The organism is Rhodococcus erythropolis NBRC 15567, from assembly GCF_001552595.1.
Taxonomy (GTDB): Bacteria; Actinomycetota; Actinomycetes; order Mycobacteriales; family Mycobacteriaceae; genus Rhodococcus_F; species Rhodococcus_F erythropolis.
Genome location: NZ_BCRM01000013.1, coordinates 17,491 through 43,702, shown reverse-complemented (window position 1 = coordinate 43,702; position 26,212 = coordinate 17,491). Strand labels below are relative to the sequence as shown.

Here is a 26,212-nt window from a genome sequence, read left to right as displayed (position 1 = left end):
GCACCTTGCGATCGATCACGTAAGGTCGACAAAAGTCGGGTTCGCTGACACAACCTCGCTGCAGCCGACACGGCCGGAGTAGACGACCAGTTCGAATAGGACTACATATCTTGAAGATTCGCGACCTACGCACGCAGTCGGGAATTATCCCCCGCCTCACAGTACGTTGGCTGATGATTGCAGCCGCGACAATCTTTGCTTTCTGGCCTACCTGGACCAATTTGTGGAGGAGCACCGCGAGCGGTACCGCCATCGGATACGTTTTTGTCCTCCCCTTGCTCTGCCTGATAGCCGCCGTCGGAACAGATTTGCGGCGAGGCCCGGACCTTCCGATCCACGACCGCGAGACGGACAAGATTGTCGGCGGTATCGGCTTACTTGTCTCTCTGGGTTTACAGGCACTCCTCATGCCACGTTTTGCCGAGAACTATGAACTGATGCATATCGATGTAATCGCGGCTTGGGTATTCGTCTGGAGCGCAGCGGTTCTCATGTTCGGGCTGCGTCCGGTGAACCGCTACTGGGCAATCTGGGTTGTTCCGATCGTCCTGGCGCCGCTCATCTACCGCACGCTGGCGACTGAACTCGGCGGCACTCGATTCGACTACAGCATCATCATGGTGCTGGTCGCTTCGGCCGCAACGACGATCGCCGTCAGTAGGACCTGGAGACGAGGATTCGCCGGGTTCGTCGGCTCGTCCGTCCTGGGTGCCGCCTTGGTCTACTATCTCTCCCGTCAGTACCCGACTGCACCCTTGTTCAGCATCCAGCTGCTACCAGCACTAGGTAGCGCTTTACTGGTAGGCGGGTTCTTCTACCTGTACGAGCGACGTGGAAGGTCATGGAAGCCGTTCGAGCGTCCGCTCCGGAATCCTTCGACGTCGACCAGCAACTGGACGATCCTGGTGGTGTTCGCCGCGGCGATCGTGATGTTCTTTACGCCGGTGCCCACCGCTCAGGGCGTTCCGGTCTCGGTAGGCCCGCCGGCGACTGCTGATCCACGCCTCATCGTCCCCGCTGGTTGGCGTGAAATCTCGACCAACGAATACGATTGGCCGAGAAAATACTTCGGTTCCACTTCGGCACTCACTCGCCAGACGATTCGTGCTGATACGCCCAATCCTGCCTGGGACACCCAGATGCGCCCACGCACTGTCCAAATGGACGTTGTTCAAGTGCGTCGCCCGTCTACTCTGTCTGTCTATCCGAGCAATACAACTTATGATCTCCAGAACGCACGTGTCAGCCCCACCGTACGAGTCGAGTTGAGTCGTGGAGTCGTCGCGGAAATGTACACAGTTGTCGACGACTCCCTCCTACTCACCTGGAGCAACCTCAATTTCGTGTGGACACGCGGCGACGGTGCCGCACAACGCGTCACACTCTTGACAGTGGACAATCATGAACCGAATGCCTTGTTCCCCGAACCGAAACCATCAATGGCTTCGAATGGAAGCAACACCTTGGCCGTTCTACTCAGAGGCCGGATATCGACTGTGGACAGCGAATCTCAGTACAAGGATCTAGGTATGCTCCAGTCACTCGGAAGGCTCGTCGTGGAGGCACAGAAGTGGTAGATCCCGATCTCTCGGTTGAGGGCGAAAGCTCCGAAGAATTCAAACGAGCCGCACTCCACGACGCTGTGAACGGACTGCGTGAACGCAAACCGATTTCATCGGCATCAGTTGCGTTCTATCCGTGGCAGCGCAACATCCTGCTCCTGATTCTCGTGATCACCATGGTGTGTCTGGTCTTCTTCCTTACTCCCACGCTGATCGTTCTCACATTGGCGTGCACTCTCGGTTACGTGTGGGCGATGGTTGATCGACTCGTGCTGTTCACAAGAGGTTTGGATGCTTCCTCGATCATGACGATCAGCGATCAAGAGGCAAGCTCGCTTTCGGACGAAGAACTCCCGCACTACACAATCCTTGTTCCGGCATACAACGAGCCGGAAGTAGTCGGAGACCTGATTTCCGCTATGCGCGCGATCGACTACCCCTCGGACAAATTGCAGGTGCTCTTGCTCCTCGAAGAGGATGACACTGTCACTATCGAAGCTGCGACTGCCGCCGGAGTCGATGCTGTGGTGAGTATCTTGAAGGTCCCTGCTGCAGATCCGCGCACCAAACCCAAAGCCTGTAACTACGGATTGCACTTCTCTACGGGCGAGATAATCACCATCTACGACGCCGAGGACTCTCCGGATCCGCTCCAGTTACGTCGTGTGGTAGCAACTTTCGCAAAACTTCCATCGAATACTGCGTGCGTTCAGGCGAAACTCGCATTTCACAACGGAACTCAGAATTTGTTGACCGCATGGTTCACGGCCGACTACGCCCTCTGGTTCAATTTCATCCTCCCTGGGCTGATGCGCAGTCAGTCACCGATTCCTTTGGGGGGCACGTCCAATCACCTTCGGCGAAGTGTGCTCGACGAGATCGGCGCCTGGGATCCCTTCAACGTCACGGAGGACGCAGATCTCGGAGTTCGCATCGCCGAGAGCGGCTACCGGACCGCTGTTCTGAACTCGACGACGCTGGAGGAGGCCAACAGCGACACGATCAACTGGATCCGACAACGCTCACGCTGGTACAAGGGCTACCTGCAGACTTGGCTGGTTCACATGCGTCAACCCGTGAAACTGTGGCGCGGACTCGGCACGGTCGGATTTCTACGCTTCACGATCTTGATGGCGGGTACACCCGTCGTGGCGACGCTGAACATGGCATTCTGGCTGATCAGTCTCGGATGGATCCTCGGCCAGCCTGAGGTCATCCACGACGTATTTCCCAACTACGTCTACTTTCCGGCACTCGTGTCACTCGTCTTCGGTAACGCTGCAGTCCTTTACATGAACTTGGTGGCGTGCCGCGAGACGCGGAATCCCATGCTGCTGATTGCCTGCCTCACCGCTCCGCTCTACTGGGTACTGATGAGCATCGCAGCCATAAAAGGCACCTATCAGTTGATACGCAATCCGTCGTACTGGGAGAAAACCTTCCACGGACTGAACACGTAGCCTCAGTTCCCGATCGGAGATTGTTGCGCCGGTTGAGCTTTGGACCTCGCGGTCCGATCGCTGTCGGTCGAAAGACACGCAAACGCGAGTACGACCGGTAGCCAGTAGTATGCCTGCTCGAAAAATGCCGATGTCAGAGCGAACGTCATCATCGAGACCAGAACGCCGGCCGCGGCGGCGTTCTTGCCGGACTTCATCGATCTGAACGCAACCAATGCCGACGCGCAGATGATCAGTGCCACAGCCAGGGCAAGCACCACCCCGCCTTGGTACCAGGATCGTAGAAACACATTGTGGACGACTGTGACGTTGTCGAACGAGGCCGCATTGGCCGCGTTCAAACCCACCCCGGACAGCGGATGCGCACGAATAGCGTCCCAAGCGAATCCGTAAGTATCGTTACGGATCTCTAGAGTGCTGACGGCCTTGGTCTGCCCTGTGACCTGAAGGTATCGATCAGCCGGCGTCTCCAGGTGCTTTCCGAACTCGGTGTAGGTGATTGCGATCCAGAAGAGGACGGAGGCACCGACAAAACTCTTGACGATGGTGGCGATCTTCACTCGCGAAGAAATCGCCACCACGATCAATCCGATCGCGCACGCCGACAACGAACTCAAGCTACCGGTTGCCAGCAGTCCCACCGCGTTCACAATCGAGATCAGCACCAGAACGACCCGATTTCCGACCTTTTGCACTGCAGCCCCCAGGCACAGAATCAGCGCAAGTGAGGACATGATGCCCAGAACGTTCGGGTGACCTGCCAGACCTGGAGCACGACCGTTCACAACACCGAAACCGAAGACGGATGAACCTGCCAATTGGATAGCGGCGACCAGAGCAGAAACCGATTGGCTTGCTATGAACGCAATACATACACGCCTGACAAATTCCGGATCGCGCCGGACATTGGCGACCATCACAAATATTCCGAGCCCGAGAACAATGAAGAGTTGGATTCCAACGTAGAGATTTCCGGTGACGTCACTGCCACGCGTTGCTGTTACCGTGGCGACAAGAGCGGCGTAGCCGGCGATCAACCAGACGCCGACAAACTGCGGCCGAGCAACTCGTCCCAGTGCTACTGACGCCACGATGACCGCAAGCACTGCCATCGCCCACAACTGCGTGACGGCGCCGGGCAACGAGCGGTATATCGGAACTACGACCGCGATCGCCATCCAGACGGCGGTAGTCGGCGACAAAGGAATTCTGCCTGTTCGCCCTGCCGTCGGAGCGGCATCATCCCGAAGGCCTTCAGGTCTGATTTGACTCGGCGTTGTCATTGAGTTCCTGCTTCCGACAATCGAATTTTATGCATTTCACCCTCAATTTCACCCTTCGCCAACGCCGGGCTGAATAATCCCCGCTCAGCGCAGAAGTCAGCCTCAGTCGGCGACGTCGCGTAACTGCAAATAAGCGAATCGTCGACGTAAAACTTTGCCACGACATGGCAGATATCCAATTGTCCTCGACTCGTGGCCGAAAGGAAGTGGCATATACCTCTCGGCTCAGGCAATATGACCGCTATGAGTGGTTTCTCCGCATGGGTCGAGAATCAACTGGAACTTCGCTCGTTCGGCGACATCCAGGAAGCTGCGCGTGCGCTGAAGATTCGACCTTCCGAGCTGAGTCGATGGCTGTCGGCCAAGCGCCCTCCCACGCAGGACACGATGCGGACGGCATGTCAGGTCTTCGACGCTCCGATCATGGAGGTCCTCGTAGCCGCCGGTTATCTGACCTCTGAGGAGGCGGAGCCTGGAACGACTCCACCGCCGGTCGTCGCGACGATTGCGACACAGTCCCTGGTGGACGAACTCACCCGACGCGGTATCGACAAACGCAGCGAATGAATCCGGGCTACCGACATTCACATACGCACTAACCGAAAATGGTGCGGATTCTCTTGCACCAAAACATATTCCGATCTCAGCTGTCATGGACGGCATTCTTCAGTACGTCAACTGCGGATCCGGCTGATCCAATCGTTCCTTGAGCCAGACTCGCAACTCCGGACCGTACTCGGTGCGACTGAGCGCATGGTCGAGAGATGCTCGCAGAAAGCCTCCCGGGTTACCCAGATCGTGGCGGGTTCCGTGATGGACGACGACGTGAACCGGATGCCCCTCCGCGATCAACAGCGCTATCGCATCCGTCAGCTGCAGCTCACCACCTTGCCCAGGCAAGATTCGCCGGAGCGCATCGAACACGGCGCGATCGAGCAGATAGCGTCCGGCTGCGGCGAGGGTGGACGGAGCATCCGCCGGGTCCGGCTTCTCCACCATGCCGACGACCGCGAGCACATCGGGGTCATCGCCTTCCTCAGGCGCTTGGACGTCGAATACTCCGTACGCACCCACACGATCGGGCGCGACGTCGAACGCGCACAGCACAGAACCACCACGCTCGGCACGGACCTTCGCCATAGCGTCGAGAACGCCGCAGGGGTGAACCAGGTCGTCGGGAAGCAGCACCGCGAACGAGTCCTCGTCGGCATCCAACACCGACTCGACAAGACCGACGGCATGACCCAAGCCGAGCGGGGTTTCTTGGACGACAGGCTTCACCGATATGAGGCCAGGTGCTCGACGCACACGCTCGAGCAGATGGTGCTTTCCACTCGCGGCGAGCTTGCCCTCGAGCACCAGGTCCTCGACGAAGTGACCGATCACCGATGCCTTGCCTGGCGCGGTGACGATCACCAAGCGTTCTGCACCGGCCTGAGCCGCTTCGCTGGCAACCAGTTCTATCCCGGGCGTATCCACGACGGGGAGTAGCTCTTTCGGGATCGTCTTGGTGGCCGGAAGGAAGCGGGTCCCCATCCCGGCAGCCGGTACCACCGCAGTCCTGAAAGGCCGTTCAGAGTATCCAGTCATCGTTCACCTCTCCGCTCACGCGATGCTCCACACACTTACCGTTACGCGCATGCAGCGGTCGTCCCCTCATTTCGACGACCGAAAGCTCACATCGCATGTACAGCCTGCGCACAAGGTCTACCGGGCAGCCGATGCCGTCGCAAGTCGACTCGAACTCGGAATTCGTTGCGCGCGAGAGCTACACACCACCCCACATTGTCACTTCCGCGAGGGCCGCACCGAACTCCGCTCACTACCCGTTACCGCGGCGAACGGTCGTGCCCGCATTTCGACGTCAATCGGAAAGGGACTGCTCTGTCAACCAAAGGGGCAGGTACAGCGCAACTTCCGTTGCCGGCGTCTCGATTGGGCCGTCCTCGCACAACCGGACGTAGGTCCTGCGGGTGCCACGTCGATAGTCCTGCTTGGTCCCGCGGGCCTTCAAGTTCGGTTATCCGCAGGTGAATGCCACTGAATACCATTGGATGCAAACGAAATACGGTCATCACGTCACAACGCCAGGTTCAGGTTGTTATCAGATCGTGACCATACTCCCACTGGGCGGAACTCCTAGTGGACTACCAGCAGTGTCCTAACTTGCCAGTGAAGCGATCACGTCGAAGAGTGGATCATCGGGCCCGATGTCCATTGTGCACTCGTTCGGCCGCGGATCCGGTACGAAGGCCCACAGGAGAGCTCCGGCCGTGCCGGCCGCCTTCTGCCCCGTCAGCTTCGTCTCGATATTCGTGGCTCGGGTTGCCAATGATTCACAACTGCCCGCCAATTCGCCTGTCTCAGCGACCAACAACGGCTTCGAGACGTTCGTGGCCTGTTCGATGCGACGCGCCAGTCCGTTCCACTGGTCGCCCGGAAGCGGAACCCCGTCTGCTCCGTAGTCGTGATACTGCAGAATGTCGACGAAGTCGGACTCGCTCACGTATTGGTAGTCGTCACCAGCAGTGCCGCACTGACCGCCCCCGACGTATCCCGCCGTGATCAGGGTGTTCGGATCGATCGCCCGAAGTTCGGCGCCTGCCGTGTCGAAGAACTCCCGCAACACCTGCGCGGAATCAGACGGGCACGTTCTTGTCCACCAATTGCAGGCGGCGTCGGTACACAGGCTCGGTTCCGGCTCCCCCACCAATTCCCACGCCGCGACGGAAGGCTCGTTCTTCCAACGGTCGACGGCGGTGTGCATCCAGTCCTGAAAGCTCATGGTGGCTCGACCTGGGATCAGGTTCGCAACCTTCCAGTCGTCGGTGTACCAGTCCCTGGATTTGAACAGCCCGTCATCACACCCGCTGTCCTGTGGTGAGAGCACCGGAATCGTGAACTGGTTGTGTCGCGCCGCAGCGTCGAACACCGCGTCCATCGGTCCGAAATCCATCTCCCCGGACACCTTGTTCACCGCGAGCGCTTGGAAGGCGTTGAAACGCGTGACGGAATTCGGTGGCAGAGAACCGAAGTAGGCATCGAGATCGACCATCGCGCCACAGCCGAAGTTCACCGACCAATCAGTGGCCAGTTGATAAGCATTGAGCCCGGTGGGCCACCACGGCTGTCCGTCGAGTGTCAGTCCGCTCGACGACGCTCCGACCCGAACCGTCTTGGGCGAATCGGCAACCACCGGCGTCGTGAACATTCCTGTCACGACCGCGACGGTTGCAAAGCTGACTACAGCGGCAGCGATACGGCGACGCACTGTGCCACGCACACGCGGACGCGCTTCTTCAGAAGACATCTACAACCATCCACGTCATACGGACAATCCTCCCACACGAATTCCCTCATCGACCCGTTTGACGTTCACCGGTCACGCGATACAAACGCCAGGCCGAAGGGTCCATGCCGCCGTCGTTGGGCACCTCGAGCACCAGTGCTCCCACACCGCCGGCACCAGTGTCGTACATCGTCGGATAACGCCGATTGACCGCGTCCGACACACCGCGACCGGTGTTCGGAACCGACAGGATGTACTCGACGTGATGTTCGGCCGGGTTGTTCAGTACGCGCACGAAGTCCGCATCGGAAGGCACGACGAATTGCCGAGGGTTGTTCGACGAGGCCACGACGGCATAGCTCTGCACGGTGTCGAGCAGAACCGACCCCTCCGGCAGAGCCAAGTCGTCCAGGTACCTGGCGATGCGACGCTCGGCCGCAAACGTGCGTAGATTCGTCTGCTCCTCCAGGTTCTGGCGGCCCGGAATGATCGCGCTGGCAATGGAATGCTCGAGCACTGCGATCCGCGCACTACCCATCGCGACAAACGTGACCAGCGTCGAACCGACCAGCAAGCACAGGGAGATCACAAGAGGTAGAGACGGTCCCGCCTGCTCGGGGTACGTCGACACCGAGCGCGACGCAGCAGCCCCTGGTCGACGCGTGATGACCGGCGCTCCGCGAGGAGCGATCAGGACGACCAATACGAAACACAGCGGAATGATCGAAATGTAGAAGCGCAGAAGAGGAAACGTCGATCCCATCAGGTAGAGCAACGTCTGCGCTCCGAGGATGGCGCCGAACAGCACAAGAGGCACCACCACTTCGGTGTCGCGCCGCCGAAGTGCGTAGATGACTGCCAGGACCACGAACACCGGGAGCGCCGGCCCGAGTACCGCCATTTCGGTGATCGAGAACGCAAGGCGGGCAACCGGTGAGTCGGTTCCGGCACCAGCCTGTTCCAGGATGGAACTGTTCCCGTACACCGACGAGAACTGTTGGAACGCTTGACCCGTGATGAGCCAACTGGCAAACGACCACAAGGCGAAGGCCAGGAAACCCGGCATCAGCACGACGGCGCCGTCGAGCGCCGCTGCCCAGAGCCGCAAGCCAGGTCCTGCGCCCTCGCCCCGCTCCTCCGCTGTCGGTTGAAAACGAAGCCAACTCACCACGGTCACCAGCACCACCGCGACAGACAGAGGTGCCAATGCGTCGTATCGAGTGAGGTACGCCAGAGCGAACGCGAGGCCCGCACCGATGAGGTCGTGTACGTCGTCGCTGCGCATCCACCGAATCAGTCGACGTGTCGCCCACAGAACGAAGAAGAGGAACGGAGCTTCGCTCATTCCGCTCGCCGCGTACATGACGATCATCGGATTGACAGCGAACAGCACGGTAAGGACGACGGTGACCCATCGCGGACACCCACGGTCGCGGCTGATCCCGCGTATCTGAATCACCGCGCCAGCCATGAAGGCCGCGGACATCACGACCGCAGTGATGTTCCACCGCAGCAGATCCGGCCACCAATGACCCATCAGGCCCATCGGAATCTGGACTGCCGCCGTCAACGGGGTGAACACGAATCCGATCGCCGCGAAGTGCGGATCACGGCTGAGCAGCATCGCCGACACCGCGGCGACACGACTGAGCGAATCGGTGAAGATGAACCCGATACCCGCGTTCATCCACACGCCCAACGCGGTGTAGATCGCGAAGAGCACGACGAACATCCGCCATGGCTTCCGGCCCGGTAGATCGTGGACCGCGACGGACAGGGCCGGGCGATCGGTGACGGTCACTGTCCGCGACGCCGAGCCACGAGCACACCACCGACGGCAACAGCGATCAGAACCACGGTCCCGAATCCGATCCAGCCGATCGTGACCGCGCTCAGTCCGGTCTCTTCTTCGGCCGAGGTCGCAGTGCCCAACGGGGCGACGTCGACTCCGACGTCGAACGGCTCACCTCCGCGAGGTGCGACCAGTAGATCGCCGGTCAGTTCTGCGAACCGGTCTTTCCCACCTTCCAACCAGTTGAGCAGACCGTCGGCATCGGCCGCATCACCCTCAGACGTCAGCGCCACTACTTCGTTGTGCGAACCCGAAACCACCTGCAAGGCACCGTATTGTCCACCGAATTCCAGACCCTGCAAGCGCAGGAGTCCTTGATCTGCCGTGTCCATGGGTAGAGCCACAGGAGTGGGCAGCGTCCCGTCCGCTGCGATCAACAACGCCGGCAGCGAACTGGTCGCCGCGTCGCCGAACGGGAGCACGCGCGGTTGCAGCGGCAGATAGCTCAACCGCTGCATCGCGACAACGAGGCGCTGGGCTCGAACGAGATCTGCGAAATCACCGTGACTCAAACCGACATCGAGTGTGGGCAGCATCGACTGAGGCAATGACTGGAATCCTCCAGGCGTCGGCGGGAATCCGGTAGTGGACGTGATGGTGCTGGCCGGATCGACAGTGAGCGAAGAAGGGCTACTGGTGCCGCACTGGAAGTCGCCGGTCACATCCATCGAGACCTCGAACGTCAAGTCGCGACGCAGGAGTTCGTTCGGAACATCGACGCCGATGTCGAAGCGCCCTGTCTCGTTAACCGTCTGCGAGGCGAGTCGTCTATCCCCGAGTGAGATCGACAGTTCTCCGTTACGCGAATTCGGTAGCGGGACATAGGAACCAATCATTCGCACCGAGACATCCTTCATCGGGCGCCCCAGTTGCGACTGACTGAACGGGACGTCGACCTCGATGTGATTGAGACCGGAAGTCGTCAGCGTTCCGAGCTTGAGCTCACCGACGGTGATGGCGTCCTGGGAAATCTGGGCAACCGTGTTGTCCGGTGACGCCAGCGCTCTGCTCGCCGCCCAGTAGCCGTCGAAGTTCGCCGCCAAGAGACTGACCTGAGGAACGAGAGTCTTGTCATCCCCTGAAATCCGCAGCACGGGTGAACCATTCGGCGCCGTCGCGAGATCGATGCCGGCGTCCCCACTGTTACCGAGCACTACAGCTCTCTCGAACAGTCCCGGCTCAGCGGAGGGCAGACTCTGACCGTTCGGCAGCTGCTCCACCACCACGGCGTCAGGCTGACTTCCGTACTTGTTGACAATCGCTGCACTCAGTTGCAAAGCCGCACTCTGCTGCGCCCCTGACGAACCATCCGTGACGTAGATGGTTGCCTTCCTCAAAATCGGCGGGAAGAAGGTTGCAACAGTTGTGGGCTGCCGCTCTGCACCGTCGTAGGCGACAAAGGCATCCCGGAGCGCGAGGGGCTGGTATCTCGTTCGGTCGTAGCAGCGGTCGTCGACGGGAACGAGGTGAGCGATCATCGACACGGTGACGCTACGGTCGACCACTTCGAGACCTTGCAAGGGAACCGAAATCGGTAACCCGGTCCCGGCCTGCCCGGCGTCGAAGTCGACGCGGCTCACCAATCTGCCGTCCGAAGTCACTTCGAGCCAGCCCCTACTGAAGTCGGTCGGGGCGGTCAGGATTCCGGTCACGGCTGTTGCAGTGAGTCCGTCCGGCACCGGCACGGTCACCAACACTGGTGCGTCATCGGAAGAGAACACGATGTCCGTTCCTCGGCCGAGTTCGGTGAAGGAGATCGGAGTTGTGGCTGCGGCAACCACCGAAGTATCTGCGTCGTCCTCGAAATCCTGGGCCGAGGCGACACTGCCGAGAGGAAGCAACAAAGTCACCGCGACAGCCACCGGCATTGCCAGCGCGCGCGTCAGCCAGGTTCGAGAGTGGCCCATCAGCGTGTCTCCTCGACATTTCTTGTTTCCGCGCAATCACCAAACACAAATCACGAGTAGCAATCTCGCCAGTTCGCGACGGTCGCAGGTCCGATCGCACCGTTACGGACAAACGAACCATAACGACCAATTTGTGCGTTTGGCTAATTATCCCGACCGGCGAGACTTTTGTTACGGCGCGTCACATGATTAGCAATCGCTGCCGCTGGGAAGCCGAAAGAAACCGTCGGCAAGCCCGTCAACACGCCTGAACGTCCGTCCAGTCTGGGCGCTTCGGGGGGCGGAGAATTCTCAGATAAGGAAGCTGTGACGCTCAATTCGATCATCCCCGCCGGCAAGAGCGCCATCGGAAAGCTGGTCGGCGCACCGTTCCACTTCGCATCATCGCTGCGCATGGCCAGGGTTTTTCACCCGCACGGGATCGAACTGAAGGGAACATTGAAGCCGGCCACCCCGTGGTGGCCGGTAACGGAGTCGTCGACGATTACCGTCACCGCTCGAATGTCGAAAGCACTCGGAATTCCGGGAGACCTACCCGACATACTTGGCCTGGCGCTTCGGTTGCACGATGTCGGCGCAGATGAAAACCCGTGGGACATTCTTCTCGCAACATCAGGACTTTCTACCTTCTCGAAAATGTTTCCAGCTCCGGCTTTCTCGTGGAACGGCGCGAGATACAGCACACTGGTTCCTTACTCACGCGCGGGCGGGGCCGCGGCGTGGCTGATCGTGACACCGCGCGGCATCCACCCGGCCGGCACTTCTTTGTCTGCATTAAAAGCTGCGGTCGATCATTCCCCGCTGCACTTCTCCGTGTACCTCGCGAGAATTCAACTTCAGTTGATACCGATCGGACATCTCTGTCTCGACGAAGTCGAGGACCACCCGGATTGCCTCCAGCCGTCCCTCGATCCGATCCTGAACAGGCCGGCACACATGCGCATGCTTCCGGAGTGGCTCGCGGAAACGCGGAAGCTAGCGTATCGCGGTAGCCGCGACGGCCGAGGAGACACACAAAAGCGCGGTTGACCGGACATGCCGGTCAACCGCGCCGAAACTCATTCAGCTTGTGAACTTGTCCTTGATATCCGAGACCTTGTCACTGACAGTGTCTCCGGCCTTCTTGACCTTTGCCTCGCCCTGATCGGCAACACCTTCGGCAGCCAGATCGTCATTGCCCGTGGCATTTCCGATCTTTTCCTTGGCTTCGCCGATGAGATCCTCAGCGCGGTGCTTTGCCTTGTCGATGAAGTCAGACATGTGTTTCTCCTTCTTGAATTCGGTGTGGATTCGGTCGTGCGTTCGGCCGTGGGATTCGGCCGTGGGATTCAGTCGAACTCGAACTGCGTGGACAAATGTGTCAGCGCTTTCCGGTGACTGCCTTGACCAGGAACAGCAAGATGACTGCACCGAGAAGGCAAGTGAGGAAGCTGAAGATCCAGCCTGCACCCTCGACATCGACGCCGAAGACTCGAAGCAGGAAACCACCGATCAGGCCGCCGATCACACCGACAACGATGTTGAGGAAGATCCCCTGCTGCGCATCGGTTTTCATGATCTTACTGCCGATCCAACCCGCCAGCCCACCGATGATGATCCAGGCGATGATACCGAGAGGAAGCATTTGAACTCCTTAGAGTAAAGAGGGACGGCGCAATGAGTGACTGCCGGTGAAGGGAGAGTTCCGAGCGATCGGCCCGCGCAACTAGACCGTGATCGCGGGTTGTGTTTGCACACAACCGGACTCTCCGCCGCACGACGCGGGGGATCGTGCACTCAGTAGCAGCCACATTGTCTGCTTACCTTTCTATCAGGTGTTCACGACAGAACCAAAATGACTGGCGATTCACCACATACGAGAAACGACACTCACCGACGCGCACATGATCAGCGTCACTACGATCGCGATCGCCATCGAAGTGACGGTCGCAAGGAGCACCGTGACACACAGTGCCACAGCAACATCCATGACTCTGTGCACGATCGGGAGGTCTACCAATACCCGGTCACCGGGAGGCTCAAACCTCGATTGATCAGAGAGTTCTCGGCTCATCGCGTTTCGCGCTTTCCACGGCGATGTGAGTTCTGGTCGCGACGGATGGATCACCGACCATCGACTCGACTTGATCCCCCGTGTCAGTGACGCGAGAAATCAACTCGGACAACGTTTCCGATCCGGATACGACGCTACGTCTCAATGTCACTCGCAAATCGATCGTGCGAACTCCACGATCGAGCAACGCTTTTCCTCGGACACGCGACACTTCGTCGAAGTCCTCCAGTGATGCGCTCGCCCCTTCCGCCACCGCACCCAGATCCGCGGTGATGGAATTGTGCGAGTTCGACCCAGGGACCGTGATCTCCTTCACCCGACGCAGCGGCACATGCGCGATCAACCACCGCAACGCGAGGAGGACTAGCAGTACTCCCCCAGCTCCGACAGCCCATGGCCACCACGAGTGATCGACAAGATCTTCAGCCCACGGGATCTCGATACGCGCCGGGAAATCCTTGATCACGTCGCGATTCCACAGGATCGCTGCAACTCCCAGCGCTATCGCGAGCATCCCCACGACGCATGTCGCCACGCGATCCATCGCCGTCGCCGTCCGAGTCATGACAGTGATCCCGTCTGGATACGAACCTTGATTCGCGGCGATGGTGACAGCGACCCGGCCAAGTCCCCCAGCACCGCACGGATTTCCGATTCAGCGGTGGCGGCTCCATCGGGCGTGACCGAGGCCTTCACTTCCAGCTTGCGCCGGGTCGCGTGGGACGAAGCGGATCGAACCTGGGCCAGTGACTCGACGCGAACAGACGCTATCGCCGCTACATCGGCGGGATCGATCCATGTATTCGCGACTCCGACCAAGGCATTGGCAGTCTTTCGTCGCGGTTTGAGTCCGAGGATGACGAACCACAGGCCGAGAACGACGGCTGCGATCCCCGCCGGCAACATCCAACCCTGGTACGCGAGCCCGTCCACATATGCGGCAGCACTTGGTATCCACTGCGACCCGGTGATCACGCCGGTATCCACCAGCGCGTCGCGGACGCCGACCACGCCGAGCGCAAGTAGCGCCGCGGCGATGAGGAATCCCGTGACGGCCGATCCGGGCGCCGCAAGGGGAACAGGAGCAGCAGCCCTCGAGGCAGTGGGTGGTGCGACCTTGTCGGCGGTCATCGCACTTTCCTTCCCGCGTCACGCTTGGTCGATGCCGGGAGAACGCTCACGATCGCCACGTCCACGCCGTCTACGTCCAGGCCCGATACAGACTGCAACTGGGTTGTCACGTTCTCTCGCACCGCGGTACCGATGACCGACAAGGATCCGGGCCACTCGATCGCGATGTCCACCTTGGCCCGTACCCGCTTGCCGGATACCAGCACTCGCGCCCTCGGCAATTCGCGCCCGGTCAGTTTGTCCATGCCGGCGGCGTGATGGCGCACCCCCGGGGTTCCGCGCGTCGCCTCGAGAACCAACTTCTGCGCGACTCTGTCTCGAATCGTCAGCGTTCCGCGATCGCCCGGCTCACCAAGCACAGACGACTCCGGTCGAGCTGTCTCAGCCACGTCCGCGACCCTTCAGCATCACACCGAGATCGAACTCGCCGTCACGCTGACCACCGACGAGGTATCCGATCACACCGAGAACCAGAGCGATGAGGAATCCGGTGAAACCGCCTGCAGCAGCTGCGACTCCGAGAAGTAGTCCTGCCAGTAGGCCGACAGTCGAGGTGGTCATGTGAATCCTCCGTTGTGGATGATGTTCGATGGTGCCTGTCAGATCTCGGTGTAGGTCTTTGCACCCGGAAACCGAGCGCGCACCCGCGTGTACTGGGCCCGAACGGGTTTGGCTATCTGTCGCATCGTGCCGCGCAGCGACGTGCGCACAACCACACCGATCGGGGATGCGAAGTCCCGGTCGACGCGTTCGAGTGCTCGATTGAGCGCGTCGGCAGATCCGCCCACGTCGGGGTGGTAGTTCCTGATCGCCTCTCGGCGTGCGGATCGTCGATCGGGAACTGAACCCCGAGAGTGCTCAGGCATCGCGTCCACGACCGACTACGTCTTCCACTGTCACGTTCACGGGGCCTGTAACGAGTCCTGAAACCGCTTGGCGGATACGTAAAGCCGTGTCTCGAACGGCGGCGTCGGCGAAGATGCACACATGGATGTCTGTCGACGACTCCGTCACCCGCACGCCGACGACGCGGCGACCGGGGAGGTACGTGCCAACCTCGCCGAACATTCCGGCATGAAGCGAGGCGACCCCAGGTACCCCCGTCACAGCCGCCGCGATGGTGTCAGCGATTTCGGAACTCACTGCACCCGTGCAGTCTTGGGCTCGCCGGTTTCGTCGTCGCTGCCCTCGTCGAGGTGGACGTCGTGAACTGTGATGTTCACCTCGGTCACTTCGAGACCCGTCATCCGTTCGAGCGCCGCAATGACGTTGCGGCGAATGCCGGTGGCCAGATCGGCGAGCGATACGCCGTACTCGGCCACGATGTCGATGTCGACCGCTGCCTGCTTTTCGCCGACCTCGACCGATACTCCCTGGGAGTGGTTGACACTCGCGCCGGGGATCCGCTCGCGCAGTGCCCCGACAACCCGGGACGCTCCGCCGCCGACGTCGTACACACCGCTCACCTCTCGCGTGGCGATGCCGGCAATCTTCGAGACAACGGTGTCGGCGATCGACGTCTTTCCTTGAGAGCTCACGAGAGCCGAGTCGTTCGATGATGCAACATCCTTCGTAGATGCTGTCGCAACCTGTGTGCTGACCATTGTCATCTCCTCCTGTTGATCGATCTACCTGTGTAGTCGTCACTCGAAGGCAAAACCGAATGCCCCAGTCAGGTGACGTGCATCACTGACACTTGTTAGTTACTGTCCGTAACATTCAACGCCCCGGCCGGGCGAACAATCTTCGAACGCAGCCGAGTTTTCCGCATTTCCGCGAGAGGAGCGACTGTGGCGTTACCGCACACACAGGGGCTCACCGAAGCACCTGACGGCTTGGACACCGCAACGGTGGACGCTGCGATACTCGGCGACCGAGAAGCATTCGAGTCACTGGTGCACTACTACGGACCTGCACTTCACCGCTATGCGCGTCGAATGCTCGCAGATGAAGGCGACATTCTCGAGGTAGTCCAGGACACCTTCGTGGCCGCGTGGCGCCGACTCGATTCATTTCGTGGCGAATCGTCGATGCGAACATGGCTTTTCGCGATCTGTTCCCGAAAGATCGTGGACAGCTATCGAATCAAGAGAGCGCAACCGATCGACGACAAGCTGCTGGATCCTCTCGTGCCGTCTCCCGAGGCCGGCCCGTTCGACACGACCTCGAACGCCGCGTTCCTGGAGGCACTGGAAGAAGCGTTGGGTGAATTGCCTTATCGCCAGCGTGCGGCCTGGACGCTGCGAGAGGTGGAGATGCTCACGTTCGTTCAAATCGGCAAGATTCTGAGACTCACTCCGGATGCAGTGCGAGGGCATCACCATCGTGCACGGGCTAACCTGAGTGAACGAATGACGAGGTGGCGATGACTGAATCACGAACCGACGCATTGATGGCGCACGCATCCGACGTCCTGCGGAACGCTCCTGAGCCAGGCTGGGATCGAATCAGCGACAAGGTGATCCGGGCGCTACGGTCGACCTCGGCGTCCGGTTGGCCGCTCGACGCACACGCGTCCGAAGGTCCACGTCTAGGCACGGTGTCGGTGAGCGATCACGTACTCCGCACCCATTTGGCCGCCGAGATACGTTCTCGACACCACTGCTCGCCGAGCAGTATCGAGTTCTTCGTCGACGGCCACGAAATACGTTCACTACGTATCGAACTGGCAGCGCCATACGGAGTGGATCTGGCCGAACTGTCGGACCGGGTTCGATTCACCGTCGTCGATGTCGTTCACCTGATCCTCGGCGACATGGACCCACCCGTCTCTGCAGAGAACGTCCACATCGCCGTAGTCGACATCGTGGATGATCTACCTGCCGAGGAGAACACCAAAAGCCACGCCGAGCACTAGGTGTTTGTTCGGCAAGTGTTTGGGAACCCGGCACTCATGACCACTCCCCCACCACCGGATCCGGGCCCCGTCCCCGACCCGGGGTCGCCGACACCACCCGCGCCGGCACCACCCGATCCGCTGAATCCCCCGCCCGTGCCACCGACTCCGACGCCACCGAACCCGTATCCCCCGGATCCGATCCCGCAGATCTGAAGTCAGCTGCCCCGAACTTCAGACTTCAGCCGCCGAGTTCGGCGATCATCTCGCTCAACGATTCTGCCGCGATACGTAGTTCACCTTCGTCGGGGTTGTCGGGCGAGGACGGTAGGCGCTCGGCCAACTGCTCGCGAGTGACAAGCGAGATACCATCGAGGCCGAACCCTTCTTCATCGGGGACGTAGATCTCGATCTCACCCCCAATCGCTACCAATTCCGAATGGGGCCCGCTGCCCAGCAGTGCACGCAGGTGTTCGGTCGTCACGGTCATATGGTTCACGTGAAATCTCCTGCTTCGGTGACAGCTGACTTTGCCGGTATGGCTCGACGTGACGTACTGACTCGACGTGACGTACTACCCCTATTGAGTACCCCTCGCGGGTGAGCAAGAAACGACAAGTACATGAACACCAACCTTCAGAGAGACGCAGCCACCATGAGTGAACGAAATTCCACCGACCGCACTGATCAGACGGACGAGCCGCAGACCACCGGCACCGACCACGGTCCCGGAACCGGGGCCGATCCCGCACACAAGGACGTTCAGACCGATCCGTCGGGCGAGCGTACGTGGGCCGACGAGGGTGGAGCCTCGAGTACCGGCCCGGCAACCGACACCGACTGATCGCGCAAGAGCTCAGTCATCGGGACCAAGGTCCCGTGGGCCGACGCTCACGGGTCCTTGAAATCCTTACGGATCTAACGCTTTTCACCTGGGTTTTCGCGATGCGGTAAGGTAGGCACTCAGCACGGTTGAGTACCCAGCCGTTGAAGACGAGCACGGTTCGTGCGTTGCTTCCCGTGCCGTTTCCCGGTTTCGAACGAAACCGTTTCGAACCAGACCGTTCGAACGAACCGTTTCGAGCAATCCGTCAGGAGTTTCGATGAACGAGTTTTCGAGAACTACAGATGAGCGTACGGACAGTCCCCCCACATTCACCACGACGTGTGCGGAAAACATTCAATCACTCGTGGTCAGCGGCGAGATCGACGTCCGGTCCCGAGCTGATTTCGCTGCCTGCGTCGACGACCTGATCGGTGAGCGTCACCCGTTCGTACTCGACTGCTCGGACGTCCAGTTCATCTCCGTCGGAGGTCTTTCCATCATCGAGACTCTGTCGGCCAAGGCACGAAGGCTCGGCGTTCCTTGGACGCTCGTCGCAGCGCACCCCGTCAGGCGCCCGCTGTCTCTTCTGAAGATGGACGCAGACATCGTGTTCACCGACTCGACAGCCGAGGCGGTCACATACCTGTCCTCGACCACCGTGCTGGACGAGACCCTGGCGGAGCCGATGTCGGCGTGAGTACCGATCTCGAAAAGCTCTCCGAATTCGTCGTCGTCGCAAACCGACTACCCGTCGATCTCGAAACCGACGAGGACGGTGGCAAGAACTGGAAGCGAAGTCCGGGTGGACTCGTCACTGCTCTCGAACCCATCCTGCGACAGCGAGACGGCGCTTGGGTCGGCTGGCCGGGCGTCGCGGACGAGAAGGTAGATCCCATAGTGGTTGACGGCCTTCGTCTGTTTCCCGTCGAGCTGACCTCTCAGGACCTCGCCGAGTACTACGAGGGGTTCTCCAACGACACGCTGTGGCCGCTCTACCACGACGTCCTGGTGGCACCGACGTTCGAACGGTCGTGGTGGCACACGTACGTCGCGGTCAACCAGCGGTTCGCCGAGGAAACCGCCCGTTGCGCCGCGGACGGAGCCACCGTCTGGGTGCAGGACTATCAATTGCAACTCGTGCCGGCAATGCTGCGCGAACTGCGCCCGGACCTGACGATCGGGTTCTTCCTTCACATTCCGTTTCCTCCGGTCGAGCTCTTCATGCAGCTTCCGTGGCGCAAGGAGATCGTCAAGGGAATGCTGGGCGCCGATCTGATCGGCTTCCACTTGCCTGGTGGCGCAAACAATTTCCTGTTTCTGGCCCGAAAACTACTCGGACTCAAGACAACGACCGCGGGCGTCGGTGTTCGAAGTGCGCTCGGGCATGTGGATTTCGACTCTCGCGTCGTCAAGGTGGGGGCATTTCCCATCTCCGTCGATTCGGCCGAGCTGGAGCGCCAGTCGAAGAGCGAATCGGTCCTGCGCCGCGCACGCGAATTGAAGGAAGAGCTCGGAAATCCCGAAAAAATCCTGCTGGGAGTCGACCGCCTGGACTACACCAAGGGCATCGACCTGCGACTGCAAGCCCTCAAGGAACTCCTCGACGAGGGCCGCTTGGATCCGGAGAAGTACACGATGGTGCAGCTCGCCACGCCCAGTCGTGAACGCGTGCAACACTATATCGACCTTCGCAGTGTCATCGAGGAACAGGTGGGCCGCATCAACGGCGACCACAGTCAGATCGGCCGCCCCGTAGTTCACTACCTGTATCAGCCGGTCGACCGCGAAGAACTGATCGCACTGTTCGTCGCTGCCGACGTCATGCTCGTGACGCCGATGCGTGACGGGATGAATCTGGTGGCCAAGGAGTACGTGGCCTGCCGAGGCGACCTCGGAGGCGCTCTCGTTCTCAGCGAGTTCACCGGTGCTGCAATGGAATTACGACAGTCATACCTGGTCAACCCGCACGATTTGGACGGCGTGAAGAATACAATCCTGACCGCAGTTCATCAGGATCCGAAAGAGGGCCGTCGCCGTATGGCTGCGCTGCATCGCCAGGTCATGACGCATGATGTGCATCAGTGGGCCGAGTCGTTCCTGACTGCACTTTCGCCGCCAGAACCGCGCCCGGACAATCAGTTCGTCACGGAGCGCGAGTCTGACTTTGCACGCAACAACTGACCCCGTGGGCTTGCGTCAAGGGTGAGCGGAGACTCGAGCTAGGATTGGTTTCAGTTCATCGTCAAGCAGCGGCTGCGAACTGATCTCCTCAACATAGCCGTGCAATGCTGCATCGGCCCAGAAAGACAGGCCGACCATGCCCCTCACGGTGAAGTACTCCGAAACCTACAACGACGCTCTCATCGCGCTCGCTGCTGCTACTCATCGGCCGGCCAATGTGGTGAACCTGTTCGGCGAGTACGCCATTCGTGTCGATCTCGAATACAACCGTTATCTTCTGGCGACCAATACCGCGGCCGGACTCTCCGATCGACCCGACAACGGAGAATCGTGGCTGGTGCGGTTCTTCCAATCCGAAAACACCGACACACCGGATCGCCTCCTCGCGGAAGCGTCGCATCAATGGTTGGTCGATGCTTTGGACGCCGCGCTCGAACAGATCGAAGCGGCAGGCAACAAGATCTCCGCCGACGCGGACTTCGGCGACCCTACCCGCACCGAAACTCCATCCTGAACGGCATCGTATGGAGCAACGCTACTAGTGACCCTCGGCGGTCAACTGGCTGATTCGAGCCGCCAAGACTGCATTTTCGGCCTCCAGGGACAGAATCAGACGGATACCGACCAGATTGACTCCGTCGTCGATCAGCGCGGTGATTCGTCCGAGCGTATCCAGGTCGGCCTCGCTGTAACGGCGCGTACCGCCATCCGTGCGGGTTGGTGTGAGCAGGCCCCTTCGCTCGTAAAGGCGCAGCGTCTGAGGTCCTACCCCGGACAGTTCTGACATCACTGAGATCCCGTATACGCCGCGCAGCGCCCGGGTCTGGGATTCCGACGTCACTGGAACCTCCTAGTTCGGTGTCGGCTGTCTCAATCGGCGTCATCCGACCTTAGCATCATCACGCAGTGAATCTGACGCCCAGGACATAGATTCAAGCGTGTCCAGGGCCACTCATGACAAAAATCGTCGAGCCGAGAAGGCATGTAATGGCAGATCAAAGCCGATTTCGGCAAGATCGCACAGGGAGCTTCCCTTAGCCGTCGAATCGAAGTAGCCTTGCCAATTATCTACATCGGCTGATATAGATTTTGTAGCACTTGAAAGCGCCATAACCGGCACTCGAAGGTGTAGAACACCCAGACGTCGGAGTCGGTGGTTCAGCCGACTCCCTCACGGCACACTCTTCACCGGGAGCAAGATGACGACGATCGACATCCCGCCCACACAGGGCGAGAGCACCACCGGCATCGGAATCACTGTTGCAAGCGCGACTTTGACAACCGAAGAGGTCAAGCGCCGAATCGCGATGATGTACGGCGACCCGGTGACAGAGGAGCCAGTAGCACTCGCGCACTGAACCTGACCGACACGCGATCCGATTGACGATGGCGCGAGACCGCCCCGTTCGCGGGCGATCCCCATCAAGACGAGAGGAAAACATATGTCCGAGTTCACCGTACCGGGACTGAGCAGCGCAGACGGTTCGTCCGTCGCCGATATTCTGCAGGAACGCCTCAGCGCCTACAACGACCTTCATCTGACGCTCAAGCACGTCCACTGGAACGTCGTCGGACCCAACTTCATTGGCGTGCACGAGATGATCGACCCACAGGTGGAGCTGGTTCGCGGCTACGCCGATGATGTGGCGGAACGTATCGCGGCACTGGGCAACTCCCCCAAGGGCACAGCGGGAGCGATCGAGCGCGATCGGACTTGGGACGACTACTCCGTCGGCCGCGACGACGCTCGCGCCCATCTGGCTGCGCTCGACCTCGTCTACACCGGGGTCATCACCGACAGCCGCACTGCAATCGACAACGTCGGCAAGATCGATCCGATCACAGAAGACATGCTGATCGGCCAAACGGCACAGTTGGAGAAGTTCCAGTGGTTCGTTCGTGCGCACCTCGAGAACTCCGGCGGCAGCCTCGTACACGAAGGCGCGTCCACCGAGCAGGATGCCGCAAACGAGGCGCGTCAGAACTGACGCTCCGTCCGCGATTTCGGCCGATCGGGGGTCGGCCGAAATCGCGATCCCCACAACAGGAAAGGGCAAGAGCATGTCTGCGGACTCGCGCGGCACGTCGGCACAAACGCGTCGCGAGTATCAGATGTTCGTGTTGCAACAGCGTTTGTTGTTCGGATCGATCGTGGCAGGCACCGCCCTTGGAGTTCTCGCGATCAATTACTTCTGAAATATCAGGGGCCGCAGCCGTCGAAGACAGGACAGAAACGACACAATCATGAGTTCGAGCACTCTCCGCTCGATCGTTCGAAGCGATCGATTTGCGGCAAGCACTTCTTCTCTTCTGCTCGTGGACAGCGATTTCCGTATCCAGGGCGCAAACGACGAATACCTTGCCGTGTCCGGCCGCAGCCTCGATCAGTTGCACGGAGTGGAAGTGTTCGAAGCCTTCCCCGACAATCCCGACGACTCGTTTGCCGACGGAATCTTCTCGTTGACAGCGTCATTCGAGCGCACGATGCACTCCAGAACTCGGGACGCACTACCGACTCAGCGTTACGACGTGCGCGATGAGCGAGGTAGTGGGCTGTTTGTCACGCGCTATTGGAATACGGTGAATTCCGCCGTCACCGATGATGACGGCAGGGTGATCGGAGTGCTTCATCGTGTGTACGAGGTTCAACGACCCCAGGCTCAGCAGTCCAGTTCAGCGTCAGACGTCCTCACCCGCCTTCGCGCGGAAAACGACGAACTGAGAAGAGCTTTGGATTCTCGGCCCGTGATCGAGCAGGCCAAGGGATTACTGATGGCCGAGCGCGAGTGCTCGGCCGACCAAGCCTTCGACCTTCTGGTCGAGATGTCGCAGGAATGGAACGTCAAGGTGCGCGACATCGCCGGTGGTCTTGTCGCCGCAGCAGAGAGACGTGCCGTCGATCAAAAGAATTCCTGACGACCGGGATTCAAAGGTTGTACGGCTGGGTAATGACCGACCAGAGGTACCCCCGAAATCTTCCCCTCGAGGGAGGAGCCTCGAAGGTCCCGCCGGTTCAGGCCGGCGGGACCGAGCTTTGCCTTAACACCCGACCTGGATCCCCGATCCGAGTCGAGTTCGTCACGCAGCGAAGGGAACGTCCATGTTCATGCGCTCCTACACATCTCCCAGGCCCCTTGCCGACGAGTGGGATTGGCAGCTGTCCGGCACCTGCCGCGACACCGACCCCGCCCTGTTCTACGACGACACGAACGAGCGCGGCTCCAGGCGAGCGAAACGCGAGAGTTCGGCGAAGCTGGTGTGCGCCAGGTGTCCTGTCGTGCAGAGATGCCTCGTGCACGCCATCCAGACCGGGGAACCCCACGGTATCTGGGGCGGCATGACCGCGACCGAACGAGAATCGTTGCGTAAAGGTCGAACTGAACCACTGATCAGTGCCGCTGCGAACTCACCGGAGTAGGTGGCAACCTCAAGGCCTGGCCTCGTGATGTCGTAAACCGTGCGTGCGGCGTCGCTCCTTCATCTCGGCTTCGAAGAGGTGCGGCACTCCGCCGGCCAGCTTGTCACGCACCACCTGTTCGCATTCCCGAAAGAAGGACCAGTAGTTCTCGTCGAACTCCTCGACCAGCTGGAAGGTCCAGCGCCCTTCGACCACGTTCCGGCCCATCAACTCTTTCTCGACCTGATCGGCCAGCTCGTCGTTACCGCTGGTTCGCAGTAGCTCTACGACCTCGTCGAGCATCAGATCTGCATGTCCGATCAGCTGATGGAAGTCGTACAGAGCGCCTCGCGCCCGCTCCACCGTTTCGAGGGCGTTCGACAACACCCCCGCTGCCTTCACCTCGTCGTCCGTGACGCCTTCCGGTCGTGCGTGTACGGGGATCTGCCTGTCCGCCTGAGTGCCCATGAAACGGACGTACCCGAACGGGTCACAAATGAAAGATGGGATTCGGTACGAGCGCACCACAGGTGATGTGTCTCACAATTCATCCTCTAGTTCGGGTAAAGAGGATTACTTCGCCGGGCGAAGGGTAATCGAAGGCCATGAATACTTCCGGGGTAGAGATGGCTGGCACGCATGGCCGGTACCGTTCCTTGCCTCGGTCCGCCGGAATTACGCCACATCTACCTACAGGAAGCCCCTTGATTCCTCTGTCGAGTCCGACCGAAGCCGAACTTACTCACGACTCCATTGCCTCGCTCCGCGTCCGAGCGTCGTACTCCCAATTGCCGACTCTGCGCGGAATCACCCGCACGGTTGCCAACAACACCGGATTGGACGTCGACGGGACAGCCGACCTTGCTCTGGCGATGGACGAAGTCGCGAGCATCCTCATCGGCCATGCGATACCGTCCAGCGACTTGACCTGCCGATTCGAGACCTACGGTCGCACTCTTCGGATCGTCGTGTCGGTGATCGCGCACTCCGAAATACCCGACAAGTCCCACAGCTTCGGATGGTTCGTTCTCGAAGCACTGGTCGACTCGGTCCGTTTGGAGCAATCGGAAATCGACGCGGACGGTCACATCACGCTGACGATGACGCTTGAAAAGGGCTTGCTCCAGGAGCGTGCGTGACCGCTGTCCCACCGGACGATACTGTCCCACCGGGCAAGGCTGTACCACCGGACAAGAAGGACCAGTACGAACTAGCTGTCGAATTGTTCGTCTCGATGGCTTCGCTTCCGCCGGATGATCCGACCCGGGAAAAGATCACCAACTCGATCATCGAACTGTGCCTACCGCTCGCCACCCACGTTGCACGTCGCTACCAGGGGCGCGGCCAGCCTTTCGAGGACTTGGAACAAGTTGCGCGCGTGGGGTTGGTACAGGCTGTGCAGCGATTCGACGTAGACAAAGGATCGGATTTCCTGTCGTTCGCAGTCCCCACCGTAATGGGTGAGGTGCGCAAGCATTTTCGCGATCACGGCTGGTCCGTACGCGTACCTCGCAGCCTTCAGGAACGACATCTTGCCCTCAACCGGGCGCTCACGTCGTTGTCGCAGACGCTCGGCCGTGCACCGACGGTAGCGGAACTTGCCACGGAGCTCGACATCGAGCCGGACGAGGTCGAACAGGGGTTGACCGCCGGAAATTCGTATCGAACCACACCGCTCGACACCGCGTCAGCCGGCGACGGGAGCGGACTGACTCTGATCGATACTTTGGGACAGTACGACGAAGCGATCAGTCGGATCGACAATCACGAAACCCTGCGACCCGCGCTCCTTGCACTACCGGAGCGCGAGCGCACGATCGTGGTTCTCAGATTCTTCGGTCATCTCACCCAGTCCCAGATTGCCGAAAAGATCGGCATCTCTCAGATGCATGTATCCAGAATCCTCACTCAGACACTGAAGCAGCTGCGCACCGAGATGGGTGAAATCTTCTGAAGTAGGTCCCCAGGATCAGATGTATTCCTGCGCAAGACGTTCCATCTCGTCTCGGTCAATGAGCCCGGGCTGGCCGATGTCGAGAGCCTCGAGATACTTGTTGGCGAGACGGTAATCGTGCCCCCACCGGCCGTGCTCGCCGTCCTGCTCGGTGCGCTGAACACTGGAACCGGGCGGAACCTCGTCCTGCAGACCGTTGGTCTCCGCGCCGATCAGTGTGTCGAGCTTGGTCGAGATGGCCGTGAGTGCATCGCGGTCGTTCATCTGAAATCCCTTCGTCAGGTGGCGCTGATCCCCAACCATACCGAAGTGTCGAGCCAAAAACATTGCACCGCTTAATGTTCGACTACAAGCCTGGACCGATCCAAGCCCTCGAGCTACACTGAGCGATACCGAGGTTGAGAATACAGCCGGGGCTGAAGCCGCTGGCGCTCGGTTCGCATCAGGACTCTGGATTCAGGTCACAACTTCCTGCGTACAT

35 protein-coding genes are annotated in these 26,212 nt (G+C 60.1%); 17 read left to right on the top strand and 18 right to left on the bottom strand.

Annotated features, from left to right (window positions below; all coding sequences use genetic code 11):
* Positions 1 to 110 precede the first annotated feature (110 nt).
* Positions 111 to 1,577 carry a hypothetical protein gene (locus RE4_RS18445; protein ID WP_232816784.1) on the top strand — a complete coding sequence of 489 codons (1,467 nt, stop codon included), beginning with the start codon at positions 111 to 113 and terminating at the stop codon, positions 1,575 to 1,577.
* On the top strand, positions 1,571 to 3,022 hold the full coding sequence (locus RE4_RS18440; RefSeq protein ID WP_029254697.1) for a glycosyltransferase: 1,452 nt from the start codon (positions 1,571 to 1,573) through the stop codon (positions 3,020 to 3,022). Before RE4_RS18445 ends, RE4_RS18440 begins: the two co-directional genes overlap by 7 nt.
* Positions 3,023 to 3,024: 2 nt before the next feature.
* On the opposite strand, the gene RE4_RS18435 is transcribed toward RE4_RS18440, so the two are convergent.
* A complete protein-coding gene (locus tag RE4_RS18435; protein WP_060939094.1) occupies positions 3,025 to 4,200 on the bottom strand; it encodes an O-antigen ligase family protein in 1,176 nt (391 codons plus the stop codon).
* A gap of 348 nt (positions 4,201 to 4,548) precedes the next feature.
* On the opposite strand from RE4_RS18435, the gene RE4_RS18430 reads away from it, so the two are divergent.
* The gene (locus RE4_RS18430) at positions 4,549 to 4,872 is read left to right on the top strand and encodes a helix-turn-helix domain-containing protein (protein ID WP_238076993.1); all 324 of its coding nucleotides are present in this window, start codon (positions 4,549 to 4,551) and stop codon (positions 4,870 to 4,872) included.
* Positions 4,873 to 4,971: 99 nt separating this feature from the next.
* Here the strand turns inward: RE4_RS18430 and RE4_RS18425 are convergent, their stop codons facing one another.
* The 4 genes from RE4_RS18425 to RE4_RS18410 form a co-directional block, all read right to left on the bottom strand.
* Positions 4,972 to 5,895, bottom strand: a complete 924-nt coding sequence (locus tag RE4_RS18425; protein WP_020968737.1) for a UTP--glucose-1-phosphate uridylyltransferase — start codon at positions 5,893 to 5,895, stop codon at positions 4,972 to 4,974.
* A 571-nt stretch (positions 5,896 to 6,466) separates the two neighbouring features.
* Positions 6,467 to 7,615 carry a hypothetical protein gene (locus RE4_RS18420; protein ID WP_020968736.1) on the bottom strand — a complete coding sequence of 383 codons (1,149 nt, stop codon included), beginning with the start codon at positions 7,613 to 7,615 and terminating at the stop codon, positions 6,467 to 6,469.
* A gap of 46 nt (positions 7,616 to 7,661) precedes the next feature.
* Positions 7,662 to 9,395: a glycosyltransferase family 39 protein gene (locus RE4_RS18415; RefSeq protein WP_046378102.1), complete on the bottom strand. Its 1,734-nt coding sequence runs from the start codon at positions 9,393 to 9,395 to the stop codon at positions 7,662 to 7,664.
* A complete protein-coding gene (locus RE4_RS18410; protein ID WP_019747447.1) occupies positions 9,392 to 11,353 on the bottom strand; it encodes a hypothetical protein in 1,962 nt (653 codons plus the stop codon). Before RE4_RS18410 ends, RE4_RS18415 begins: the two co-directional genes overlap by 4 nt.
* Before the next feature lie 306 nt (positions 11,354 to 11,659).
* On the opposite strand from RE4_RS18410, the gene RE4_RS18405 reads away from it, so the two are divergent.
* Positions 11,660 to 12,382, top strand: a complete 723-nt coding sequence (locus RE4_RS18405; RefSeq protein ID WP_060939093.1) for a hypothetical protein — start codon at positions 11,660 to 11,662, stop codon at positions 12,380 to 12,382.
* A gap of 33 nt (positions 12,383 to 12,415) precedes the next feature.
* On the opposite strand, the gene RE4_RS18400 is transcribed toward RE4_RS18405, so the two are convergent.
* The 9 genes from RE4_RS18400 to RE4_RS18360 form a co-directional block, all read right to left on the bottom strand.
* Complete coding sequence (locus tag RE4_RS18400; protein ID WP_019747449.1) at positions 12,416 to 12,613, bottom strand: CsbD family protein; 198 nt, start codon at positions 12,611 to 12,613, stop codon at positions 12,416 to 12,418.
* 100 nt (positions 12,614 to 12,713) lie between these two features.
* Entirely contained in the window at positions 12,714 to 12,977 is a 264-nt protein-coding gene (locus RE4_RS18395; protein ID WP_003943661.1) for a GlsB/YeaQ/YmgE family stress response membrane protein, read from the bottom strand.
* 409 nt (positions 12,978 to 13,386) lie between these two features.
* Complete coding sequence (locus RE4_RS18390; RefSeq protein WP_046378100.1) at positions 13,387 to 13,971, bottom strand: hypothetical protein; 585 nt, start codon at positions 13,969 to 13,971, stop codon at positions 13,387 to 13,389.
* Positions 13,968 to 14,537 (bottom strand): DUF6286 domain-containing protein, encoded by a 570-nt coding sequence (locus RE4_RS18385; protein WP_019747451.1) that lies wholly within the window; start codon positions 14,535 to 14,537, stop codon positions 13,968 to 13,970. Before RE4_RS18385 ends, RE4_RS18390 begins: the two co-directional genes overlap by 4 nt.
* A complete protein-coding gene (locus RE4_RS18380; protein ID WP_019747452.1) occupies positions 14,534 to 14,926 on the bottom strand; it encodes an Asp23/Gls24 family envelope stress response protein in 393 nt (130 codons plus the stop codon). The genes RE4_RS18385 and RE4_RS18380 overlap by 4 nt, the downstream gene beginning before the upstream one ends.
* Positions 14,919 to 15,098 carry a hypothetical protein gene (locus RE4_RS18375; protein WP_003943629.1) on the bottom strand — a complete coding sequence of 60 codons (180 nt, stop codon included), beginning with the start codon at positions 15,096 to 15,098 and terminating at the stop codon, positions 14,919 to 14,921. The genes RE4_RS18380 and RE4_RS18375 overlap by 8 nt, the downstream gene beginning before the upstream one ends.
* Before the next feature lie 38 nt (positions 15,099 to 15,136).
* Positions 15,137 to 15,325: a hypothetical protein gene (locus RE4_RS18370; protein ID WP_223258031.1), complete on the bottom strand. Its 189-nt coding sequence runs from the start codon at positions 15,323 to 15,325 to the stop codon at positions 15,137 to 15,139.
* 70 nt (positions 15,326 to 15,395) lie between these two features.
* Positions 15,396 to 15,680, bottom strand: a complete 285-nt coding sequence (locus tag RE4_RS18365; protein ID WP_021343181.1) for an Asp23/Gls24 family envelope stress response protein — start codon at positions 15,678 to 15,680, stop codon at positions 15,396 to 15,398.
* Positions 15,677 to 16,141 (bottom strand): Asp23/Gls24 family envelope stress response protein, encoded by a 465-nt coding sequence (locus RE4_RS18360; protein WP_003943699.1) that lies wholly within the window; start codon positions 16,139 to 16,141, stop codon positions 15,677 to 15,679. Before RE4_RS18360 ends, RE4_RS18365 begins: the two co-directional genes overlap by 4 nt.
* A gap of 186 nt (positions 16,142 to 16,327) precedes the next feature.
* Here RE4_RS18360 and RE4_RS18355 point away from each other — a divergent pair, with 186 nt between their 5' ends.
* Both RE4_RS18355 and RE4_RS18350 read left to right on the top strand, forming a co-directional pair.
* A complete protein-coding gene (locus RE4_RS18355; RefSeq protein WP_020968728.1) occupies positions 16,328 to 16,906 on the top strand; it encodes an RNA polymerase sigma factor in 579 nt (192 codons plus the stop codon).
* Positions 16,903 to 17,394: a hypothetical protein gene (locus RE4_RS18350; protein ID WP_020968727.1), complete on the top strand. Its 492-nt coding sequence runs from the start codon at positions 16,903 to 16,905 to the stop codon at positions 17,392 to 17,394. Before RE4_RS18355 ends, RE4_RS18350 begins: the two co-directional genes overlap by 4 nt.
* 220 nt (positions 17,395 to 17,614) lie before the next feature.
* Here the strand turns inward: RE4_RS18350 and RE4_RS18345 are convergent, their stop codons facing one another.
* Entirely contained in the window at positions 17,615 to 17,863 is a 249-nt protein-coding gene (locus RE4_RS18345; protein WP_060939092.1) for a hypothetical protein, read from the bottom strand.
* A gap of 165 nt (positions 17,864 to 18,028) precedes the next feature.
* Here RE4_RS18345 and RE4_RS18340 point away from each other — a divergent pair, with 165 nt between their 5' ends.
* The 4 genes from RE4_RS18340 to RE4_RS18325 all read left to right on the top strand — a co-directional run bounded on the left by RE4_RS18340 (position 18,029) and on the right by RE4_RS18325 (position 20,894).
* Positions 18,029 to 18,217, top strand: a complete 189-nt coding sequence (locus RE4_RS18340; protein WP_238076990.1) for a PI-type proteinase — start codon at positions 18,029 to 18,031, stop codon at positions 18,215 to 18,217.
* 259 nt (positions 18,218 to 18,476) lie between these two features.
* On the top strand, positions 18,477 to 18,896 hold the full coding sequence (locus RE4_RS18335; protein WP_019747460.1) for an STAS domain-containing protein: 420 nt from the start codon (positions 18,477 to 18,479) through the stop codon (positions 18,894 to 18,896).
* Complete coding sequence (locus tag RE4_RS18330; RefSeq protein ID WP_019747461.1) at positions 18,893 to 20,380, top strand: alpha,alpha-trehalose-phosphate synthase (UDP-forming); 1,488 nt, start codon at positions 18,893 to 18,895, stop codon at positions 20,378 to 20,380. The genes RE4_RS18335 and RE4_RS18330 overlap by 4 nt, the downstream gene beginning before the upstream one ends.
* A 136-nt stretch (positions 20,381 to 20,516) precedes the next feature.
* Positions 20,517 to 20,894, top strand: coding sequence for a hypothetical protein (locus RE4_RS18325; protein ID WP_019747463.1), 378 nt, complete (start codon positions 20,517 to 20,519; stop codon positions 20,892 to 20,894).
* 24 nt (positions 20,895 to 20,918) lie between these two features.
* Here the strand turns inward: RE4_RS18325 and RE4_RS18320 are convergent, their stop codons facing one another.
* Positions 20,919 to 21,221: a MerR family transcriptional regulator gene (locus RE4_RS18320; RefSeq protein WP_060939090.1), complete on the bottom strand. Its 303-nt coding sequence runs from the start codon at positions 21,219 to 21,221 to the stop codon at positions 20,919 to 20,921.
* A gap of 358 nt (positions 21,222 to 21,579) precedes the next feature.
* Between RE4_RS18320 and RE4_RS31300 the strand changes: the two genes are divergently transcribed.
* From RE4_RS31300 to RE4_RS18300, 5 genes are all read left to right on the top strand, one after another.
* Positions 21,580 to 21,738, top strand: a complete 159-nt coding sequence (locus RE4_RS31300; protein ID WP_003943664.1) for a hypothetical protein — start codon at positions 21,580 to 21,582, stop codon at positions 21,736 to 21,738.
* 84 nt (positions 21,739 to 21,822) lie between these two features.
* Positions 21,823 to 22,368, top strand: a complete 546-nt coding sequence (locus RE4_RS18315) for a Dps family protein (RefSeq protein ID WP_019747464.1) — start codon at positions 21,823 to 21,825, stop codon at positions 22,366 to 22,368.
* A gap of 73 nt (positions 22,369 to 22,441) precedes the next feature.
* Positions 22,442 to 22,576: a hypothetical protein gene (locus RE4_RS31630; RefSeq protein ID WP_020968725.1), complete on the top strand. Its 135-nt coding sequence runs from the start codon at positions 22,442 to 22,444 to the stop codon at positions 22,574 to 22,576.
* 48 nt (positions 22,577 to 22,624) lie between these two features.
* On the top strand, positions 22,625 to 23,296 hold the full coding sequence (locus RE4_RS18305) for an ANTAR domain-containing protein (RefSeq protein WP_020968724.1): 672 nt from the start codon (positions 22,625 to 22,627) through the stop codon (positions 23,294 to 23,296).
* Positions 23,297 to 23,480: 184 nt separating this feature from the next.
* The gene (locus tag RE4_RS18300; protein WP_020906545.1) at positions 23,481 to 23,798 is read left to right on the top strand and encodes a WhiB family transcriptional regulator; all 318 of its coding nucleotides are present in this window, start codon (positions 23,481 to 23,483) and stop codon (positions 23,796 to 23,798) included.
* 9 nt (positions 23,799 to 23,807) lie between these two features.
* Here RE4_RS18300 and RE4_RS18295 read toward each other — a convergent pair whose 3' ends face one another.
* Positions 23,808 to 24,245 (bottom strand): hypothetical protein, encoded by a 438-nt coding sequence (locus RE4_RS18295; RefSeq protein WP_029254688.1) that lies wholly within the window; start codon positions 24,243 to 24,245, stop codon positions 23,808 to 23,810.
* 236 nt (positions 24,246 to 24,481) lie between these two features.
* Between RE4_RS18295 and RE4_RS18290 the strand changes: the two genes are divergently transcribed.
* Both RE4_RS18290 and RE4_RS18285 read left to right on the top strand, forming a co-directional pair.
* Positions 24,482 to 24,916, top strand: a complete 435-nt coding sequence (locus RE4_RS18290; RefSeq protein ID WP_019747468.1) for an ATP-binding protein — start codon at positions 24,482 to 24,484, stop codon at positions 24,914 to 24,916.
* A gap of 95 nt (positions 24,917 to 25,011) precedes the next feature.
* Entirely contained in the window at positions 25,012 to 25,731 is a 720-nt protein-coding gene (locus tag RE4_RS18285; RefSeq protein WP_223258034.1) for a SigB/SigF/SigG family RNA polymerase sigma factor, read from the top strand.
* Between the two features lie 15 nt (positions 25,732 to 25,746).
* Here the strand turns inward: RE4_RS18285 and RE4_RS18280 are convergent, their stop codons facing one another.
* Positions 25,747 to 25,995 carry a hypothetical protein gene (locus RE4_RS18280; protein WP_020968722.1) on the bottom strand — a complete coding sequence of 83 codons (249 nt, stop codon included), beginning with the start codon at positions 25,993 to 25,995 and terminating at the stop codon, positions 25,747 to 25,749.
* Between the last annotated feature and the right edge of the window lie 217 nt (positions 25,996 to 26,212).

Coding starts and splice junctions, on each gene's coding strand:
- RE4_RS18435 (WP_060939094.1), bottom strand. CDS start 4,200: ATGGCGATCGCGGTCGTAGTTCCGATATACCGCTCGTTGCCCGGCGCC.
- RE4_RS18430 (WP_238076993.1), top strand. CDS start 4,549: ATGAGTGGTTTCTCCGCATGGGTCGAGAATCAACTGGAACTTCGCTCG.
- RE4_RS18425 (WP_020968737.1), bottom strand. CDS start 5,895: ATGACTGGATACTCTGAACGGCCTTTCAGGACTGCGGTGGTACCGGCT.
- RE4_RS18420 (WP_020968736.1), bottom strand. CDS start 7,615: ATGTCTTCTGAAGAAGCGCGTCCGCGTGTGCGTGGCACAGTGCGTCGC.
- RE4_RS18410 (WP_019747447.1), bottom strand. CDS start 11,353: ATGGGCCACTCTCGAACCTGGCTGACGCGCGCGCTGGCAATGCCGGTG.
- RE4_RS18400 (WP_019747449.1), bottom strand. CDS start 12,613: ATGTCTGACTTCATCGACAAGGCAAAGCACCGCGCTGAGGATCTCATC.
- RE4_RS18395 (WP_003943661.1), bottom strand. CDS start 12,977: ATGCTTCCTCTCGGTATCATCGCCTGGATCATCATCGGTGGGCTGGCG.
- RE4_RS18390 (WP_046378100.1), bottom strand. CDS start 13,971: ATGACTCGGACGGCGACGGCGATGGATCGCGTGGCGACATGCGTCGTG.
- RE4_RS18385 (WP_019747451.1), bottom strand. CDS start 14,537: ATGACCGCCGACAAGGTCGCACCACCCACTGCCTCGAGGGCTGCTGCT.
- RE4_RS18375 (WP_003943629.1), bottom strand. CDS start 15,098: ATGACCACCTCGACTGTCGGCCTACTGGCAGGACTACTTCTCGGAGTC.
- RE4_RS18360 (WP_003943699.1), bottom strand. CDS start 16,141: ATGGTCAGCACACAGGTTGCGACAGCATCTACGAAGGATGTTGCATCA.
- RE4_RS18350 (WP_020968727.1), top strand. CDS start 16,903: ATGACTGAATCACGAACCGACGCATTGATGGCGCACGCATCCGACGTC.
- RE4_RS18345 (WP_060939092.1), bottom strand. CDS start 17,863: ATGACCGTGACGACCGAACACCTGCGTGCACTGCTGGGCAGCGGGCCC.
- RE4_RS18340 (WP_238076990.1), top strand. CDS start 18,029: ATGAGTGAACGAAATTCCACCGACCGCACTGATCAGACGGACGAGCCG.
- RE4_RS18335 (WP_019747460.1), top strand. CDS start 18,477: ATGAACGAGTTTTCGAGAACTACAGATGAGCGTACGGACAGTCCCCCC.
- RE4_RS18325 (WP_019747463.1), top strand. CDS start 20,517: ATGCCCCTCACGGTGAAGTACTCCGAAACCTACAACGACGCTCTCATC.
- RE4_RS31300 (WP_003943664.1), top strand. CDS start 21,580: ATGACGACGATCGACATCCCGCCCACACAGGGCGAGAGCACCACCGGC.
- RE4_RS18315 (WP_019747464.1), top strand. CDS start 21,823: ATGTCCGAGTTCACCGTACCGGGACTGAGCAGCGCAGACGGTTCGTCC.
- RE4_RS31630 (WP_020968725.1), top strand. CDS start 22,442: ATGTCTGCGGACTCGCGCGGCACGTCGGCACAAACGCGTCGCGAGTAT.
- RE4_RS18305 (WP_020968724.1), top strand. CDS start 22,625: ATGAGTTCGAGCACTCTCCGCTCGATCGTTCGAAGCGATCGATTTGCG.
- RE4_RS18300 (WP_020906545.1), top strand. CDS start 23,481: ATGTTCATGCGCTCCTACACATCTCCCAGGCCCCTTGCCGACGAGTGG.
- RE4_RS18295 (WP_029254688.1), bottom strand. CDS start 24,245: ATGGGCACTCAGGCGGACAGGCAGATCCCCGTACACGCACGACCGGAA.
- RE4_RS18285 (WP_223258034.1), top strand. CDS start 25,012: ATGGCTTCGCTTCCGCCGGATGATCCGACCCGGGAAAAGATCACCAAC.
- RE4_RS18280 (WP_020968722.1), bottom strand. CDS start 25,995: ATGAACGACCGCGATGCACTCACGGCCATCTCGACCAAGCTCGACACA.